Below are 18,333 nucleotides of genomic sequence, written 5' to 3'. Positions count from 1 at the left end.
GGGCGGGGGACATCGTCATGCTGGAGTTCTTCGAACCGGAAGAAACCGTCGGCCGGCTGTGGCATCGCCTGATCGGCGGCCGGTCGAGCTATCCGCGACATCCAGAGGCCGCGGTCACGCTGGAGACGATGCGGCCACGGCTGGCGGTGTTCTTCCGGGCATTGGGTGGAGACCGCGGGGTAAGGCTGGCTGCGGGAACCGCCACCCTGTCCGGGCACCGGCTGCCGTTGCCCGACCGCATCGGCCTGGGGGCGGAGCGGGTGGAGCGACCGGCGCTCGATGGCGACGTGCTGCGACTGCCGGCGACGATCGACCTCTTTCCCGATCCGGCGCTGAACGAACGGCTGTATGAATGGCTGGCCGCCTTCTTCGCCCATGCCGAGGCGGAGCCGGCGCCCGCAGACCCGCTGCAAGCCGATGTGCAGGCGCTGCGCGCCGCGGCGGCCACCACGGCGCGGGTGCTGGACCGCTGGCCGGGCCTGACCCGCCCGCATGAGGCGTTGGCCCGCGCCGTCGCCGCCACCCGACCCAACCGCCGCCTTCCGCCGGTCGAGGCCGCCGTGGAGAGTGCCGCCATGGCGCTGCTCGGCACCGCTGCGGCCGGCGGAGAGGCCGCACGCATGCTCTCTCCCGCCGTTCCGCTGACCGCCTTTATCGCGCCTTACGGCTATGCCCGCCTGTTGCCGGTGCCGCTGTGGGGGGAGGTGGTCACATCCGCCGGGCATGGCGCCGCGGCCGCCGACAGCCCCGGCGAAGGGGGAAAGGCGGTCGAAGGGGACCAGCGCCGCCGCGCCGCCACCCGGCGGCAGACCGACCAGATCCAACGCTCCGATCCGCTGATCCTCAACCGCTTCGAAAAGATGCTGAGCCTTGCCGAGGCGCTGAACATCCCGCGCGCGGTCGATGACGACGACGCGGAGAATGCCCGCAAGGCCGCCGACGATCTGGACGAGATCGCGGTCGGATCGCATCAGCGCAAGGCATCGACCAAGCTGAAGCTCGATCTCAAGCTGGGCGCGCCGATCATCGACGACACGCCGCTGACGGCGGTGTTGAGCTATCCGGAATGGGATCATGGCCGGCGGGCCCATCTTCCCGACCATTGCCGGGTGGTCGCCGAGACCGCGCCGGCCGACGGCGAGTCCTGGCAACCCGATGCCGCCGCCCAGCGCCGCATCCGGCAGGTCCGCCGCCAGTTCGAGGCGCTGCGCCCGCGTCGCATGCTGTTCACCGGTCAGGCCGACGGCGACGAGCTGGACCTGGCCACCCTGGTGCGCAGCCGGGCCGATCTCCGCGCCGGCGGTTGCGGCAGCGACCGCGTGCACCAGCAGGTGCGCAGCGCCGCCCGCGATCTGGCGGTCGCGGTTCTGGTCGATGGCTCCCTGTCCACCGATGGCTGGATCGAGGGGCGCCGCGTCCTGGATGTGGAGAAGGAGGCGCTGCTGGCGCTGACCCACGGGCTGACCGCCTGCGGCGACGACCATGCGCTCTACTCCTTCACCTCGCGCCGGCGCGACTGGGTCCGGGTGCAGACGCTGAAGGGGTTCGAGGAGCCGCTGGGCGCCACCGTCACCCGCCGCATCGCCGCGCTGAAGCCCGGCTATTACACACGCATGGGTGCTGCGATCCGCCATGTCGCCGCCCAGCTTGCCGAACGGCCGAACCGCCACCGGCTGCTGGTGCTTCTGACCGACGGCAAGCCGAACGACGTCGATCATTACGAGGGGCGTTACGGCATCGAGGACACGCGGCAGGCGATCCGCGAGGCCCGGCGCGAGGGGCTGGCGGTCTTCGCCATCACCGTCGACGCCCGGGCCCGCGATTACGTGCCCTATCTGTTCGGCCGGGGCGGCTATGCCATATTCCCGCAGGTCTCCCACCTGACCAAGGCGCTGCCGGCACTGTACCGGCAGGTCGCCTGCGCCGTTTGACCATAAGGACCATCGACCATGACCGACGCCAGCCCCGACGCGACCGCTGCGGTGAAGATCGGGATCGTCACCATTTCCGACCGTGCCAGCCGCGGCATCTATGAGGACAAGGGCGGCCCGGCGATCCGGGAGGAGTTGACCCGCATCGTCGCCTCCCCCTGGGTGGCGGAGGCGCGGGTCATCCCGGACGAGCTGGACCTGATCGCCGCCACCCTGGCCGAGCTGTGCGACGTCGCCGGCTGCGCTCTGGTGGTGACCACCGGCGGCACCGGCCCCGCCCCGCGCGACGTGACGCCGGAAGCGACGGAACGGGTCTGCGACAAGATGATGCCGGGATTCGGCGAATTGATGCGGTCGGTCAGCCTGCGGGTGGTGCCGACCGCAATCCTGTCGCGCCAGACCGCCGGCATCCGCGGCCGCAGCCTGATCGTCAACCTGCCGGGCAAGCCGTCGGCCATCCATGACTGCCTGATGGCGGTGTTTCCCGCGATCCCCTATTGCCTTGATCTGATCGGTGCCGGACGAATCGAAACCGACCCCGAAATCTGTGTCGCGTTCCGTCCAAAATCTTGAACTCCAATTCCTTATAAGTTGTATGGAAATAAATAAGATCTGCGACAAAATTGCGGTCATGCTTTTGACTTGACGGCGGTCAAGCAGGAAAGCCGGAGGTCGAGGGAATATTCCTTCACAAGAAACAAATCTCCGGGACAACGTCCATGAAAACGAAGATCTCCCTCGTCACCGTCAGCGCCGCCGCGCTGATGCTCCTGTCCGGGATCGGTGCCGCGTCGGCGGCCGACACGCTCTATGCCGATCCGAAGGTGAAGCAGCCCACGCTCAGCGTCGTGCAGGATCCGGCCGCCGTGCCGGCCCCGGAAAAGGCCGGCAAGCGGGCGCCCAAGACCCAAAAGGTTTCGCTGACGACGACGGAGGTCGAATCCAAGCTCGATGACGGCACCAGCTACACCTATTGGACCTTCAACAACACGGTTCCCGGCCCGATGGTCCGGGTGCGGGTCGGCGACACGGTCGATGTCTCGATCACCAACGCGCCGGAATCGACGATGAACCACTCCGTCGATTTCCACGCCGCGACCGGCTTCCTCGGCGGCGGCCAGATCACCCAGGTGGAGCCGGGCCAGACCAAGGCCTTCAGCTTCAAGGCGCTGACGCCCGGCGTCTATGTCTATCACTGCGCCACGCCGATGGTCGTCCATCACATCTCCAAGGGAATGTACGGCCTGATCGTGGTGGAACCGGAAGGCGGCCTGCCGCCGGTCGATCACGAATTCTATGTGATGCAGCAGGAAATCTACGCCACCAAGGCCAAGAATCTGGCAAATGCCGAGGATGACTATGACGGTCTCGTCAACGAGCGCCCGAGCTATCTGGTCTTCAACGGCACGGTCGGCGCCCTGACCAAGGACAAGCCGCTGAAAGCCAAGGTCGGCGAGACGGTGCGCCTGTTCTTCGGCGTCGGCGGCCCGAACCTGACCTCCTCCTTCCATGTGATCGGCGAGATCTTCGACAAGGTCTATACCCTGGGTGGCCTGGAAAGCGAGCCGGCCAAAGGCATCCAGACCGTCACCGTCGCCCCCGGCGGCGCCACGATGGTGGAGTTCAAGGTGGATTATCCCGGCAAATACGCCCTGGTCGACCATGCGCTGAGCCGCGCCACCAAGGGCCTGATCGGCATCCTGGAGGTCGAGGGCAAGGCCGACGACGGCATTATCCTCGACAAGACCGGCGACAGCCGCAAGCAGCTCGGCGAAATGCAGCACTGAGGATTTGGTGCGGCAAAGCCCCTCTCCCATGGTGGGGGAGGGGCTTTGATCATGGAAATCCGTTAGAATGCAAGGGATCGGGAAAACCGAAGGCCATTTGCGGGACGTTCATGTCCAACATTCAAGAACGGTTGCGGATCCGCGTGCGCGGGCGGGTGCAGGGGGTTGGATTCCGGCCGCATGTCCATGCGCTCGCCCGGCGGTTCGGCCTGACCGGCTGGGTCCTCAACGACCCGCAAGGCGTGCTGATCGAGATTCAAGGACCCGCCATCGCCGCCTTCCAGGCCGCCCTGACCGCCGAGGCGCCACCGCTGGCCCGCATCGACGGCATCGAGTGCGTGACCGTCGCCCAAATTCCGGAAGACGGTGGCTTCGTCATCCGTCACAGCGAGCCCGGCGGGGCGATCGCCACCGGCATCGGGCCGGACGCCTCCGTCTGCCCGGCCTGTCTGGCCGAGCTGTTCGACCCGGCCAACCGCCGCTATCGCTACGCCTTCCTGAACTGCACCCATTGCGGCCCGCGCTACACCATCACGCGGCGGCTGCCCTATGACCGGCCGCAGACGGCGATGGCGGGATTTCGGCTCTGCCCGGACTGCCTGTCCGAGTATCGCGATCCGGCCGATCGCCGCTTCCACGCCCAGCCGACCGCCTGTCCGGTCTGCGGCCCCCGGCTGTCGCACCCGCCGGAGGACATCCTGGCCGCCCTGCGGGATGGCCGGATCGTCGCCATCAAGGGGCTGGGCGGCTTCCATCTCGCCTGCGACGCCACGCGGGCGGACGCGGTGGAACGGCTGCGGCGGGTCAAGCAGCGCAACGGCAAGCCTTTCGCCCTGATGGTCGCCAACACCGAATCCGCCGCCCGCCATGTCCATATGGACGGGGACGAGCGCAGCCTGCTGGACGGGGTGGCGCGGCCCATCACCTTGTTGCGGCGGCGGGTGAACGCGCCGGAACTGGCGCCGGACATCGCCCCCGGTCTGGCGTGGCTGGGCGTGATGCTGCCCTATACCCCGTTGCATTACCTGCTGTTCCACGAGGCGGCGGGGCGCCCCGACGGCACCGGCTGGCTGAATGAGGCGCAGGATCTGACGCTGGTGATGACCTCCGCCAATCCCGGCGGCGAACCGCTCGCCATCGGCAATGCGGAGGCACGGGAGCGGCTGACCGGCATCGCCGACCTGATCGTCGATCATGACCGCGACATCGTGATCCGCGCCGACGACAGCGTCGTCCGCAAGCTGGCCGGGGCGCCCGCCTTCCTGCGCCGGGGCCGGGGCCATGTGCCGGAACCGATCCGGCTGGGCCGCCCCGTCCCGCCGGTCCTGGCCGTCGGCGGCCATCTGAAGATGACGATCTGCGTCACCCGTGGCGACGAGGCCTTCCTGTCCCAGCATATCGGCGATCTCGACAACGCCGCGACGCTGGGTTTCCTGGAGGAGACCGTCACCCATCTGCTGCACATCCTCGGCGTCGAGCCGGTGGCGGTCGCCCATGACAAGCATCCCGATTTCCAATCCACCCGCTTCGCCGAGCGTACCGGCCTGCCGGCTGTCGCGGTCCAGCACCATCATGCCCATGTCGCGGCCGTGATGGCCGAACACCGGATCGACGGGCCGGCGCTGGGCCTCGCTCTCGACGGCTTCGGGCTGGGGGAGGGGGGAGGGTCCTGGGGTGGAGAGATGCTTCTGGTCGATGGCGGGCGGGCGGAGCGCCTCGGCAGTCTGGCGCGGCTCGCCCAGCCGGGCGGCGACGTCGCCGCCCGCCAACCCTGGCGGATGGCCGCCTCCGCCCTGGTCCGCATGGGCCGGGCCGACGAGATTGTTCCCCGTTTCGCCGGCCTTGGCCCGGCCGAGGGAGTCCGCCGTATGATCGAGCGCGGCATCAACGCACCGCCGACCAGCTCCTGCGGACGCTGGTTCGATGCCGCCTGCGGCCTGCTGGGCGTCCGCGCGGTGGCCGGATTCGAGGGCGAGGCGCCGATGACGCTTGAATCGCTGGTGCGCCGACCGCACGTGGCCGAGGGGGCTTGGCGGATCAAAGACGGGAAACTGGACCTGACACCACTCTTGGAACGTCTGCTCGCCGCCGCCGACGCGGTGGAAGGGGCGGAGCTGTTCCATGGCACGCTGGCCGCCGCACTGGTCGATTGGACGCTGCCGGTGCTGCGCTCCCGCGATCTCGACCGGGTGGTGCTGTCCGGCGGCTGCCTGATGAACGCGGTTCTGGCGGAGGAACTGGTGGCCGGCTTCCGCGCCGCGAGCATTGAGCCCTTGCTGCCCCGGCTGGCGCCCGCCAACGATGGCGGACTCAGCCTCGGCCAGGCGTGGGTGGCGTCCTTCGCCCTGTAGGAAATGACGGAGCCCGGCCGGCAAGCCGGAGTTGGAACGATCCGACGCTCCAACTCCGGCACATTCATCCTATCCCGCCGGCACTTCACGTTTCGCCGGACGCTCATGCTCCTCGTCCGCCGGGGCTTCGGCATCCTTGAAGGTGCGCACGCCGCTGATCATGGTGGAGATGATCGATTGGCGCGACATGATGTCCTCGCGCACCGCCGCATAGACATGGACGATCACGAACAGCAGGATCGCCCACATGCCCATATGATGCCAGGTGTGGACGTCCATGCTCTGGCCGAACAGCGGGATGACCCAGCCGAACAGCCGGTCCTGCCAGCTGCCCTGGCCCGCCCCCTCGCTGTAGAGCGCGAAACCGGTGACGATCATGAAGACGCTGCCGACCGCGATCGCCCAGAACATGGCGAACTGGGCCAGCGGGTTGTGGCCGACATACAGCTTCGGCTTGCGCTCAAGGAACAGATACCAGCGGGCCTCCGTGAACAGTTCCTTCCACCAATGGCCGTTCCAGAAGGGGAAGCGGAACAGCTGCCGGGCATGGTGATTGCCGGCGAAGGCCCAATAGAACCGGCCGATGAAGCCGATGGCGAAGATGTAGGCCGTGGCGAAATGGACGAAGCGGATATAGCCCATCAGGAAATTGGCGCTCGCCTCGCCCGGCATGGCGGGCAGCGGATTGGCGATCAGATAGCCGGTGACCGACAGCACCGTGATCGCCAGCGCGTTCACCCAATGCCAGATCCGCACCGGCACCTCATACACATAGATCGCCTTCAGGAAGCGGCCCCCGCCCGTGGCGGCAGCCCCCTCATCTCCCGGTGCCGCGACCGGCTTGGCATTGTCGAGAGGAGCCATGATGTAATCCTCCTCGGTTGCCGGTCAGCGCACGGTGACGCGGGCCAGTTCGGCACCGTCCGGCGCCATGACGTGGGTGGAGCAGGCAAGGCACGGGTCGAAGCTGTGCAGGGTGCGCAGGATCTCCACCGGCTCCTCCGGGCGGGCCATCGGGGTGTTCATCAGCGAAGCCTCGAAGGCGCCGATGTTGCCCTTTGGATCGCGCGGGCTGCCGTTCCAGGTCGTCGGCACGACGCACTGGTAATTGTCGATCTTGCCGTCCTTGATCCCGATCCAGTGGCCGAGCCCGCCACGCGGGGCCGCGACGGTGCCCACCCCCTTGGCCTCCTTCGGCCAAGTCTTCGGATCCCATTTCTCGACATTGGCGGTGGCGCTGTCACCGGCCTTGATGTTGGCGATCAGGGCGTTCCAGTCGTCCATCATCATCGTGCAGCAATATTGACATTCCAGCGCGCGGGCCAGCGTGCGGCCGATGGTGGTCGGCAGCGCCTGCTGCGGCGTGAAGTTCGTCCCGGCCAGCCTGTTGAAGGCGCCCAGCGATTCGGCGATCTGGTCCTTCACATAGCCGACACCGTGGGCATAGGCCAGGATGTAGCGCGACAGGGGGCCGACCTCCACCGCATGGCCGCGCCAGCGCGGGGCCTTGATCCAGGAATATTTGGCGGCCTCGTCCAGTTCCTTGATGTCGGTGCGGGTGCCCTTGGTCTTCGCCCCCAGCTCGAACTTGGCCTGGGTCACCCCGTCCCACGGGTGCAGGCCCTTGCTCTCGTCCTCGTAATGGTACCAGCTGTGGGCGACGAATTCCTGCACCTGCGCCGGGTCGCGCGGGTCGATGGGGTGGACCTCGTTCCAGTTGCCGTTCAGGATGACGCCGCCCGGCAGCTGGCAGGTCGAATGGTCGTACGGCACCTTCTCGTAGTCGCCGTAATCCATGACATTGGTCGCCGACAACCCGCCGCCATAGAGCCAGTCCTTGTAGAAGCTGGCGATGGCGAGCACGTCCGGCAGATAGACATTGTCGATGAAGGCCGCGGCCTCCTGGATGCGGGCGCGGATGAAGTTCAGCCGCTCCATGTTCAAGGGTGCGCCCGACGCCCCGGTACCGTCCAGATTGATGGCGCAGGGCACGCCGCCGACCATGTAGTTCGGGTGCGGGTTCTTGCCGCCGAGGATGGTGTGGATCTTGACGATGTCCTTCTGAAGGTCGAGCGCCTCCAGATAATGGGTCACCGCCATCAGGTCGGCTTCCGGCGACAGCTTGTAGGCCGGGTTGTCCCAATAGCCGTTCTTGAAGATGCCGAGCTGACCGCTCTCCACGAACTTTTTCAGACGGGTCTGGACGTCGCGGAAATAGCCGGGGCTGGACTTGGCATGGTGCGGCGACACCGCCTGCTGGAGCGCCGAGGTCGCCTGCGGATCGGCCTTCAGCGCGTTGACCGGGTTGACCCAGTCGAGCGCGTGCAGATGATAGAAATGGACGATGTGGTCATGAATCTGCAACGTCTTCGCCATGATCTCGCGGATCAGATGGGCGTTCTTCGGGATGCGGATCTGGAGCGCATCCTCCACCGCGCGGACCGAGGTCAGCGCGTGGCAGCCGGTGCACACGCCACAGATGCGCTCGACGAAGGCCCAGGCGTCGCGCGGATCGCGTCCCTTCAGGATGACCTCGAGCCCGCGCCACATCGTGCCGGTCGACACCGCGTTGCGGATGATGTTGTCGCTGTCGACATTCACCTCGCAACGCATGTGCCCTTCGATGCGGGTGACCGGATCGACGACGATGCGCTTGCCGCCATTATCGAGCGAGAACCCGTTCGGGGTCTGGACGATGCCCATGGTCAGACGTCTCCCTTGTGCTGAGCGCGCTTCAGGGCGCTGACGGCCGCGTGGGCGGCGATGAGGCTGCCGACGCCGATGGCGGCGGTGGTGCCGATCTGGTCGGCGTTGGCCTCGATCCCGAACTGGAGGATGTCGGACTGGCGGGCATACCAGGACCCCTTGTCCCAGAAGCCGTCCTCCGAGCAGCCGATGCAGCCATGGCCGGCCTGGATGGGGAAGCTGGTGCCCTCGTTCCAGCGCACGGTGGAGCAGGCGTTGTAGGTGGTCGGTCCCTTGCACCCGACCTTGTAGAGGCAATAGCCCTTGCGCGCGCCCTCGTCGTCGAAGGATTCGACGAACTGGCCGGCGTCGAAATGCGGCCGGCGGTAGCATTTGTCGTGGATCCGTTGGCTGTAGAACATCTTCGGCCGGCCCTGGCGGTCCAGCTCCGGGATGCGGTCGAAGGTCAGCATGTAGGTGATGACGCCGGTCATCACCTCGGCGATCGGCGGGCAGCCGGGAACCTTGATGATCGGCTTGTCGGTGATGACCTCATGCACCGGGGTGGCGCGGGTCGGGTTCGGGCGCGCCGCCTGGACGCAGCCGAAGGACGCGCAGGAGCCCCAGGAGATGATCGCCTTGGCGTCCTTGGCGACCTTGCGCAGCTGGTCGACGAAAGGCTTGCCGCCGACGATGCAGTACATGCCGTCATCGTTCAGCGGCGGATTGCCCTCCACCGCCAGGATGTAGTTGCCCTTGTACTTCTCCATCACCTCGTCGAGGATCGCCTCGGCATGGTGGCCGGCGGACGCCATCAGCGTGTCGTCATAATCCAGCGAGATCATCGACAGCACCACGTCCTTGACCAGCGGGTGCGCCGAGCGGATGAAGGATTCCGAGCAGCAGGTGCATTCCAACCCATGCAGCCACAGCACCGGCGTGCGGGGCTTGGTCTCCATCGCCTGGACGATCTGCGGGACCAGTTCCGGCCCCAGGCCGAGGGCCGCGGCGGTCAGCGAACAATATTTCAGGAAGGAACGGCGTGTGATCCCCTGCCGCCGCATCACCTCGTAGAAGGTTTCCAGCGTTGCCATCGGTTTGTTTTCTCCCGTCGGGCGGCACCGGCGTGCGAGGGGCCGGTGCTCTTCTCCAAGGGTCATAGGCAACAACCGTGCCGTGGTACCAACATTCGGCAAAGCAACGATTCTGGAGCCTGATTGCCGCCGAAGCTGGCAAGTCCCCAGCCGAATTGGCGACTGGGGTGGAAGGAGGCTTGCCGGTGGCGGTCAGGCGGCTTGACCGTCCTCTTCCGGCCGGCCGATCAGCCGGTGCAGCGCCAGCCCAAGGGCGATGCCGACCACATGCAGCCCGGCGGTGCTGATCAGGAAGCCGGCGGCATAGCCGAGCGCCGCGGCGTCGGCCGGCATCTCCGCCCCATGGGCAAAGCCATGGAACAGGCCGAAGCCGGCGGCGAACAGCGCGCCGACGATGCCGTTGCGCGACATCGGCATGACGCACAGCAGCGCCAGCACGACGGTGGAGGCATAGATGGTCGGCTCGACCAGCGGCAATTCGCCCCCCAGAAGAGCGTACAGGCCACCGGCCAGCATGGCGGCGAGAAACGCCCCCGGCACCGCCAGCACGGCGCGCCCGCCGATGGTGGCGCCATAGACGCCGACCGTGACCATGGCGATCAGATGGTCAATCCCGCTCAACGGGTGCGTGGCGCCATCGAGGAAGCCGGCCCCGGCGAGATGACCGGGATGGGCGAGAGCCGGAGTGGCGGCAAGGGTGAGTGCGGCCGCGACGGCGGCAAGGCGGGTCATTTTCGACATTGCGAACGGCTCCTCGGGGTTCTTGTGGTTTGGTGATCTCTCCCTCTCCCCGAGGGGGAAAGGGGACCATGTGCGGGAGAGGGGGACTAGTGCCGCTGCGCCGGGCCGCGCTCGATGCCGTAGCGCTCCAGCTTGGCGCGCAGTCCCATGCGGGACAGGCCCAACTCGTCGGCGGCCTTGCTCTTGTTCCAGCGGCAGCGGACCAGCGTCTCCATCAGGATGCCTGCCTCCAGCCGCTCGATCCGCGATTTCAGCGGTCCGCCCTGGCCGATCAGGTCGAGCGGCGGCGGCGGACCGTCATCCGGCGAGGCCGGACGCGTGTTCAGGGCGGCACCGCGCAGCACATGGTCGGAGAGCAGCTCGGCACCCAGCGTCCCGCCCTCGCACAGCACCAGCATGCGCATGATCTCATTCTGCAACTCGCGCACATTGCCGGGCCAGCCATAGGCCTCCAGACAGGCCAGCGTGTCGGGAGCGAAGCCGGCGACGCTCTTGCCATGGGCGGCCGACAGGCGGTTGAGGATGTGGCTGGCCAGCACCGGAATGTCGTCCGGCCGGTCGCGCAGCGGCGGCATGGTCAGCGTCATGGTGCTGAGCCGGTAATAGAGATCCTCGCGGAAGCGGCCGGCCTTCACCTCGGCGGTCAGGTCGCGGTGGGTGGCGGCGACGACGCGGACATCGACCCGCCGCGTCTCGTTGGAACCCACCGGCCGGATCTCGCCCTCCTGCAGGAACCGCAACAGCCGGACCTGGAAGGCCGGGCTGATGTCGCCGATCTCGTCGAGGAAGATGGTGCCGCCGTCCGCCTGCTCCAGCAGCCCGACCCGGTTGCTGTGGGCGCCGGTGAAGGCGCCCTTCTTGTGGCCGAACAGCTCGCTTTCCAGCAGCTCGTCGGGGATGGCGCCGCAATTCTCGCAGTAGAAGGGCTGGTCGGAGCGCGGACTGCCGTAATGGATGGCGCGGGCCAGCAGTTCCTTGCCGGTGCCGGTCTCCCCCAGCACCAGGACCGGCACGTTGAAGCCGGCCACCCGCTCCGCCTGACGACAGATCTCCTCCACCGGGCTGCCTTCGGCACGGATCAACCCGTCGAAGCGGTAGGATTGCCGCACCCGCTCCCGTCTGGTCGCCACGCGGGTCTCGGCCAGCGGCGGCAGCAGCTTCAGCTCGCTGGTCAGCCGGTCATGCTCGCGTTGCAACTGGAACAGCTTGGCCGCGTTGCGGGCGGTCAGCAGCAGATGGTCGGGGTGCCAGGGCTTGGTGATGAACTGGTGGATGCCGGCGGTATTGATGGCGCCGATGATGTCCTCGGGGTCGATGTAGCCGGTGATGACGATGCGCACCACGTCGGGCCAGCGTTCGCGCACCTGGGTCAGGAACTCCACCCCACTGACCTCCGGCATCCGCTGATCGGAGAAGACCACCTGGATCCACTCGGTTTCCAGCAGGCGCAACCCCTCCTCGGCCGACAGCGCGGTGAAGACCTCGAACTCCTCGTCCAGCAGACGGGCGATGACCTCGACGGAGCGCGGCTCGTCGTCCACCACCAGGATGCCGGGGCGGGTGGGGTCGCTCATCGCACGGGCTCCTTTCTCATCGGCTCTTGCATCGGGGGGCCTTCCATCGGGCGCCAGCCTCATTCGACCTCGAGATCCTTGATCATCAGTTCGGTGCCGCCATTGGGATGCAGACGGCTGCCGCCACAGTGTGGACAGGGCGACAGCCGGTCGTCCAGATCCACCGTGTCGCCGCAATCGAAGCACCAGCCACGGCCCGGTACCTCCAGCACCACCAGTTCGGCCCCGTCGGCCAGCGAGCCGCGCGTCACCACGTCGAAGCCGAACCGCAGCGCCTCCACCTCCACCCCGGCGAAACGGCCAACCTCCAGCCGCACCTTGCTGACCCGCCTGAAGCCGTTGGCCCGCCCGGCCTCCTCCATCGCCTGGAGCAGGCTTTCGCACAGGGCCATCTCATGCATCGGTCTGGTCCCCGGTCCCCATCCCCAGCAGGGCGCGGCGCGACGGACGGACCGGTTCCGGCGATGCCGGAGCCGCTTCGGGCGGCGGCGCAAGCTCCGCCTCGCGGCGGCGGCGGATCTCGGCGGTCTGGGCACCGTCCTCCCGGATGGAGGGATCGAAGAGCGAGACCAGAGCCGACGCGGCGGTCTCCGTCGCCTGGAGCATGGAGGCGAATTCGAACATCGGCGAGAAGAGCGAGCAGGCCTTGTAGGCACCGACACCCTTGCGGTTGGCGTGAACGAACTCGTAGCGGCCGGAGGGGAACTCGATCAATTCCTTGGCTCCCGGCACCAGCCCCGACCACTCATCCTCCTCTCCGGGCAGCAAGACCAGATTCAGGAACCAGGGCGTCACAAGGGCGCCCAACCAGCGCTGGTCATGGCGGCGGAACCCCACCGCCTTCACCGCCAGCGCGTCGTTGACGATGGGCATGCCGCGCATCTGGGCGGTGTGGATCTCGCGGAAGGCCGCCTCAAGCCGGGCGATGGCCTCGGTCGGCAGGGCGGGGGCGGGGGCCGGCACCGGCACGGCAACCACCGGCAAAGCGGGCGCCTCCACAATTCCCGGCTCGCCATCCAGCGCCATGAACTGGTCGCGCGCGCCATCGCAGACCGGGCAACGCCAATGGTCGGGCAGGGCGGCGAAGCCGGTCCCCGGCGGGATCTGCCAATGCTCGCACCCCTCCGCCGGATCATAGACATGCCAGCAGATCTTGCATTCCATCCGCGTCACCGCGCCGATGCGCGAGGCGTCGCCGAGATAGGAGCCTTCGAACCGGGGCCCGGCGCTCATCGGACCCGCTCCAGATCGGTCGCCAGCGCGTCGAGGATCTCGGCCAGCCGTTCGGCGCTGTCGGCGATGTCCTCGGCGGCGGCGCAGACCACCGCCGGCACATCGACGATCTCCACCGTGTCTAGGATCAGCGTATCGACGGAGTTGTAATAACGCACCCACCAGACATTCGCCGTCGCGGTGGCGGTGACCCGGCAATTTCCGTAACCGCGCGAGAGGATGGTGGTGGCGCCGACGCCCAGCCGCCGCTCGACGAAGGCCAGATCCTCGGGCGTGTGGGGAAGCAGGCTGAAATTCACCGCATGGGGCGCGTCGCCGCGGCGCCAGGAGGCGCTGCGGTCCAACAATTCGGTCAGGATCGGCAATCCATTCATCAACCCGGCCGGCGCCGGACCGGCCACGGCCGGTGCGGCAGCGGAGAAGGCGCGATTCAGCGCCACACGTGGAAAGGCGCCCACCAGCAGGCTCTCCCGCGCGGAACCATCGCCGAAGGCACGCACACGCCACACGCCGGCGAGCGATGCCTCCTGGATCTCCAACCGGTCGCCGGCCCGCTCCACCTTGACCGCGACCTCTCCTTCGCCCAGCGCCTCGTCCACCAGGGCCATCACCGGGGCGTCAAGATCATCGACCGGGATGCGGATTTCCTCACCGGCCGACCAGCTGCTCAGCGCCTCATGGATGCGGACCAGCACCGCATGGGCGGCGGCGGCCCGGGCCGGATCGGCGATATCCGGCAGATGCGGTTCGTAGACACGCATCCCGGACGGCAGCGGCAGATACTCCAGCCCCTCCTCGGTCGCATCGGGTTGGCTGCCGGGGCCGAAGCCGACCGGCGGATGGGTCATGCCGAACAGGGAACTCATGCCGCACCGCCTTCCGAGCCATCGTCCAGAATGTCGCCGATGCGCCGCAGATAGTCGTCCCAGTCGCGCACCCGCGGAATGCTGCCCAGCAGCCGGTCGCCGCGCAGGAAGACCAGGGCCGGCAGGCTCATCATTCCGGTCAGCCCCAGCAACGCCCGCTCCACCGCCTCGCCAGCCACCGCCGGGGTCAGGCGCGGATGCAGCGCGCGCACCAGTTCCGGCAGGATGACGGCGACATCGGCGGTCTCGGCGTTGCCCTTGCCATGGCCGGGCAGGAAGACCACCCAGTCCGCCGCCGGATCCTCCAGCCACGGCCGCTCGTCGGCACTGTCGAGCCGCCGGTATCCATGGACCTCGGTCAGCAGATCAACCAGTGGCGGCAGAGGCTGGCGTTGCTTCGCGGCAGGGGGGGCAAGATCGGGAGCAACATCGGTCATGGGGGTCAGGCCTCCGTCAGGCCGGCCGCGCGGGCCGCCTCCAGATGAGCGGGCAGGGTGGGTTCACGGCCGGTCAGGTCGGCGAAGGCGCTCTCCAGCCGGTCTCCGTCCAGCGCCGCGCTCATCGCCGTCAGCGCGTCGAGGATCTGGGCCGCCTCCACCGGATCCAGCGGACGGCGCGCCGTTCCCAGAAAACCAAGCACCCACGCGCCGGGGACAGCCTCCGGAACCAGCGACAGGTCGATGAGCGATCCATCCTCCGTCCGGCCGGCGATGCCGTCGACAGCACTCAGGCGCAGGGGAATGCCGATGCACATGTCCGATCCCCGGCTCAGGCTTCACCGGCGGACAGCGCCGCCAGAATGCGGGAGTCGCCGATGCGGCAGGCCTCCTCGGCGCTGGGACGGCCCGCCTCATAGGCGTCGCGGGCGATGGCCGGGGCGGCGATGTCGGCAGCGGCCTCGCGGCGCATGGCCTCGATACCGAACTCGTCACGGAGAAGGGACAGGATGACGTCGATGGTCGGGGCGACCTGGGCGGCGACCGTCGCGGTCAGGCCGCCACCGTAGTCCTCCAGGCATTCCGGCTGGACGCCGACCAGAATCAGCGTCTGCGGACAGCGACCGAGGAACATGGCGCTCGCCAGCACCTCCTGAAAGCCGGTCTGGTGCAGGCTCATCTTCTTGGCGCCGAGGAAGGCCGGCACATCGCCGTTACGGAAGATCCGGCGGGTGCCGGGCGGCAGGCCATAATCGATGGCGTCGACCACGATCAGCGCATCGGCATTCTCCAGATGCGGCAGCAGGTAGAGCCCCTGGGTGCCGCCATCCATCAGCGTGACGGCGTCGGGAAAGCGCCAACCGGCCGCCAGCCGTTCCACCGTGCGGACACCGAACCCCTCGTCGGCCCACAGGATGTTGCCGATGCCCAACACCAGGATCCGACCGATCCCGCCACCGCCACTGTCCTCCGCCACCGTCATGCCCGTGCCCCAACTCTGGTCCGAATGATGCGGGATACCGCCGCCCACACCATTCGTACAAGTTCCATGCCAGGACCGGCGGCCCCACCATGGTGTTGATCACACAGGGTATTTTCAAGTTCATCGCTGGATAGGTCAGCGATTGTGGATATCAACATTACAGTGTGGGTGCCAAGTGGCAATGAACTTGCCAGTTTGGCTGCAAGCTTGCCGATCAAAAGTGCCGCGTCATCCTGGCCGATCGCTGGATCAGTTCGCGTTCGGTCACACGCTTCATATGTCCGGGAACGTCCGTATCGGTTCCGACCAGCGGACCCGCCACATAGGATGCACCGGCCTCCTCGGCCACGCGCAGCATCGTCGCGGTTCGGATCCCGTCCACGAAGAAGACCATGCCGTGACGTCGGACATGGGTACCGAAATTGTGGACCCGGGTCGCGGCCCGCGCTTCCGGTTCACCAGGCTGGACGATTATTCCCAAACCGCGGACTCCGGCCTGGGCAAAGGCCGCAAGGTTGGGAGCCCCATCGTCGAACAGAACGAGGACAGCCCGTGCATAGGGCTTGAGAACAGTCATGATCTCGGCGATTCGGCCATAGGGGACACCCATGGGTACGCCGTGCAGAACGAATACCATGAATGGAACGAGATGTACGGGAATGGAATGACAAAGCGCGATATAATCACGCCGATAGCGTGCGATTGAAATCGTGGAGAAATGTATTACAAGATTTTGAATGTATCTAAAATTATTTTTGTGAAGATCTCCATGTATCTCCACAGATTGCATTAGTATAGCAGAATCCGCGAGGAAACGATACTCCTCTCCTCGCAAATCATCGGCAGGGAATGCGCTCAACGTCCTCTTGGTGCCATCGTCAAGATGACAAACATAGGTTGAAAGAACCTTGTGCGCGACATCGAAGACAGGGCGGAAACATATGTTTGGATGAAAGGATTCGACCTCCTGGGGAACCGTCACGTCACGATGATGATCAACCGTTTCCGGCTCAATCGATGTGGATGTGGCGATCCCCTGTTGCAGGGCTTTCGCGATGAGTTGATCGAAGGAGGCCTCTTCGACAGCGATGTTGCCGTCGAATTCCGTTACGACGCTGCGGACGGTTATGCTGCCGGTATCGTTGTTTCCCAGCATCAGCCGATGCAATTCGGATACGACCCGGCCACAAATGAGTTCGGCCGACTGCCGGTCCAACGTTGCGAAGACGATCAGATAATTCGCCTCGTCGGCCCGAAGCCACACATCCGATGGCGGCAGATGCCGATTGAGCAATCGTTCGGCCTGATCATGGACTCGCGCCTTCACGCTGTTCCAACGGCTTCCCAATTGAATCCGCAGGGCATCAAGGCCGATGAGTTGGATAGCCCCGGCGGAGTGGCGGCTGTTTCCGTTCAGGATTTGCCGAAGACGCGCCTTGGTGCTTGCCGGAATAGAGTTGGTTTCATCGGCCGCAGTCGGCTCAGCAAGTGTTTGATCAGCCATGGCGGCAATCCCCCTCTTCCAGGCATTCGGGGTTCGAGCTTTCGATTGGGGAAATTGCCGGAACCACAAAAAAACAAAAACCTTCTGTTCAGTCCTAAACACATATTATTGGTTCTCTATTCTCTGTTCCCTTTGGCTTCCCCATCAGCGCCCCGGTGTTCGTCAAACGCACCCGATTTTCAGGAACATAGTGAATGGAACATTCTAAAAATCTAAAGCGTCCGGGATAGGTGAAAACCTGTAGGCTTGGAGGCGCCACCATTTTACGAGGGGAAAAACCTTTTATTTCCAGGCGCCTACGGCGCTCTGGAACCGGACGCTCTTCAGCCTGGCGGGCTTGCGGCCGTCGATCGCCGATGACCAGTTCAGGAAGGGCCGGCCCCGGTCAGCGCCCATGCCAGCCGCGGCGGAGCGGGAGGGGGTGATCGCGTTTAGGCCCGCACACCCGGCAGAGGCTCCACCTCCGGATTACGCAGCAGGGCGCAACCGGGGCTGCCGCGGCCTGCCAGCGCTTCTTCCAGCAGGGCGTGGTTGTCGCGGTGGACGCACCAGCTCTCGCCGGCGAACCGCGCACGCCATAACGGAAACGCCGCATCGACCAGCCCGTCTCGTGCCAGTGCCGCCGCATCGGTCGCGGCACATGGGCAGGGTCCCGACTTGACCAGCACCAGCGCCGCCGCGTCCAGTTCCATCGCCAGCCACGCCGCCAGGCTGTCGGACGTGACATCCCAGCTTTCGGCGATCTCGGGCTGATCGAGCGCCATGGCGGACGGCAGCCACACCGACGGCATCCGCGCCCGGATCAGCGACCGCAACCGCTCCCGCGTCGCCGCCATGTGCAGGGCCGGACAGACGCCGTGCAGCATCAGCCCGAACTGTTCCATCGCCAGCAGGGCCATGCGGTGGGCGAGCCGATCGTCGAGGCGCCAATTGTCCTGGGCGTCGCGCACGGCGTCGGCGAAGGGCCCGCCGCCCGGCACGATGACCAGGGGATGGAGATGGCCCGGGCGGGCGATCAGGTCCAGCCAGGTTCCCAGCCGATGCCAGTCCGACAGGCTGCCGCCGATCTTGATCACCCAGGGCCGTGCCGGGGCTTCCGCCGATCGATGGGACGCCGATATGTCGGCAGGCGAGGCGTTGGCCGTCAT

17 protein-coding genes are annotated in these 18,333 nt (G+C 66.7%); 4 read left to right on the top strand and 13 right to left on the bottom strand.

Going from position 1 to position 18,333, the window contains the following annotated elements; translation table 11 throughout:
* The first annotated feature begins 17 nt into the window (after nt 1–17).
* From AZL_RS25615 to hypF, 4 genes are all read left to right on the top strand, one after another.
* A complete protein-coding gene (locus AZL_RS25615) occupies nt 18–1,931 on the top strand; it encodes a nitric oxide reductase activation protein NorD (protein ID WP_012977329.1) in 1,914 nt (637 codons plus the stop codon).
* An 18-nt stretch (nt 1,932–1,949) separates the two neighbouring features.
* On the top strand, nt 1,950–2,504 hold the full coding sequence (gene mog / locus AZL_RS25610; RefSeq protein ID WP_012977328.1) for a molybdopterin adenylyltransferase: 555 nt from the start codon (nt 1,950–1,952) through the stop codon (nt 2,502–2,504).
* 146 nt (nt 2,505–2,650) lie between these two features.
* Nucleotides 2,651–3,718 carry a copper-containing nitrite reductase gene (gene nirK / locus AZL_RS25605; RefSeq protein ID WP_012977327.1) on the top strand — a complete coding sequence of 356 codons (1,068 nt, stop codon included), beginning with the start codon at nt 2,651–2,653 and terminating at the stop codon, nt 3,716–3,718.
* A gap of 110 nt (nt 3,719–3,828) precedes the next feature.
* Complete coding sequence (hypF, locus tag AZL_RS25600; RefSeq protein WP_012977326.1) at nt 3,829–6,069, top strand: carbamoyltransferase HypF; 2,241 nt, start codon at nt 3,829–3,831, stop codon at nt 6,067–6,069.
* A gap of 69 nt (nt 6,070–6,138) precedes the next feature.
* On the opposite strand, the gene cybH is transcribed toward hypF, so the two are convergent.
* The 13 genes from cybH to AZL_RS25535 form a co-directional block, all read right to left on the bottom strand.
* Nucleotides 6,139–6,933 carry a Ni/Fe-hydrogenase, b-type cytochrome subunit gene (gene cybH, locus AZL_RS25595; protein ID WP_012977325.1) on the bottom strand — a complete coding sequence of 265 codons (795 nt, stop codon included), beginning with the start codon at nt 6,931–6,933 and terminating at the stop codon, nt 6,139–6,141.
* Nucleotides 6,934–6,957: 24 nt separating this feature from the next.
* Nucleotides 6,958–8,772: a nickel-dependent hydrogenase large subunit gene (locus AZL_RS25590; protein WP_012977324.1), complete on the bottom strand. Its 1,815-nt coding sequence runs from the start codon at nt 8,770–8,772 to the stop codon at nt 6,958–6,960.
* Between the two features lie 2 nt (nt 8,773–8,774).
* Nucleotides 8,775–9,848, bottom strand: coding sequence for a hydrogenase small subunit (locus AZL_RS25585; RefSeq protein WP_012977323.1), 1,074 nt, complete (start codon nt 9,846–9,848; stop codon nt 8,775–8,777).
* A 192-nt stretch (nt 9,849–10,040) separates the two neighbouring features.
* Nucleotides 10,041–10,589, bottom strand: coding sequence for a HupE/UreJ family protein (locus AZL_RS25580; RefSeq protein ID WP_012977322.1), 549 nt, complete (start codon nt 10,587–10,589; stop codon nt 10,041–10,043).
* A gap of 86 nt (nt 10,590–10,675) precedes the next feature.
* On the bottom strand, nt 10,676–12,163 hold the full coding sequence (locus tag AZL_RS25575) for a sigma-54-dependent transcriptional regulator (RefSeq protein ID WP_012977321.1): 1,488 nt from the start codon (nt 12,161–12,163) through the stop codon (nt 10,676–10,678).
* Between the two features lie 59 nt (nt 12,164–12,222).
* Nucleotides 12,223–12,564 carry a hydrogenase maturation nickel metallochaperone HypA gene (gene hypA, locus AZL_RS25570; RefSeq protein WP_012977320.1) on the bottom strand — a complete coding sequence of 114 codons (342 nt, stop codon included), beginning with the start codon at nt 12,562–12,564 and terminating at the stop codon, nt 12,223–12,225.
* Nucleotides 12,557–13,396 (bottom strand): [NiFe]-hydrogenase assembly chaperone HybE, encoded by an 840-nt coding sequence (hybE, locus tag AZL_RS25565; RefSeq protein ID WP_012977319.1) that lies wholly within the window; start codon nt 13,394–13,396, stop codon nt 12,557–12,559. The genes hypA and hybE overlap by 8 nt, the downstream gene beginning before the upstream one ends.
* Complete coding sequence (locus AZL_RS25560; protein ID WP_012977318.1) at nt 13,393–14,262, bottom strand: hydrogenase expression/formation protein; 870 nt, start codon at nt 14,260–14,262, stop codon at nt 13,393–13,395. Before AZL_RS25560 ends, hybE begins: the two co-directional genes overlap by 4 nt.
* The gene (locus AZL_RS25555) at nt 14,259–14,699 is read right to left on the bottom strand and encodes a hydrogenase (RefSeq protein ID WP_012977317.1); all 441 of its coding nucleotides are present in this window, start codon (nt 14,697–14,699) and stop codon (nt 14,259–14,261) included. Before AZL_RS25555 ends, AZL_RS25560 begins: the two co-directional genes overlap by 4 nt.
* A 5-nt stretch (nt 14,700–14,704) precedes the next feature.
* Nucleotides 14,705–15,016, bottom strand: a complete 312-nt coding sequence (locus AZL_RS25550; RefSeq protein WP_012977316.1) for a HypC/HybG/HupF family hydrogenase formation chaperone — start codon at nt 15,014–15,016, stop codon at nt 14,705–14,707.
* Between the two features lie 14 nt (nt 15,017–15,030).
* Nucleotides 15,031–15,681: a HyaD/HybD family hydrogenase maturation endopeptidase gene (locus tag AZL_RS25545; RefSeq protein ID WP_042445833.1), complete on the bottom strand. Its 651-nt coding sequence runs from the start codon at nt 15,679–15,681 to the stop codon at nt 15,031–15,033.
* 214 nt (nt 15,682–15,895) lie between these two features.
* Nucleotides 15,896–17,185: a hypothetical protein gene (locus AZL_RS25540; RefSeq protein ID WP_247894493.1), complete on the bottom strand. Its 1,290-nt coding sequence runs from the start codon at nt 17,183–17,185 to the stop codon at nt 15,896–15,898.
* Between the two features lie 431 nt (nt 17,186–17,616).
* Nucleotides 17,617–18,333, bottom strand: a complete 717-nt coding sequence (locus AZL_RS25535) for a uridylate kinase (protein ID WP_247894492.1) — start codon at nt 18,331–18,333, stop codon at nt 17,617–17,619.

Origin of the sequence: Azospirillum sp. B510 (assembly GCF_000010725.1) — a bacterium.
Lineage (GTDB): Bacteria > Pseudomonadota > Alphaproteobacteria > Azospirillales > Azospirillaceae > Azospirillum > Azospirillum lipoferum_B.
Note: the sequence above shows the minus strand (reverse complement) of the source record. Positions and strands in the feature narration are given on the sequence as shown.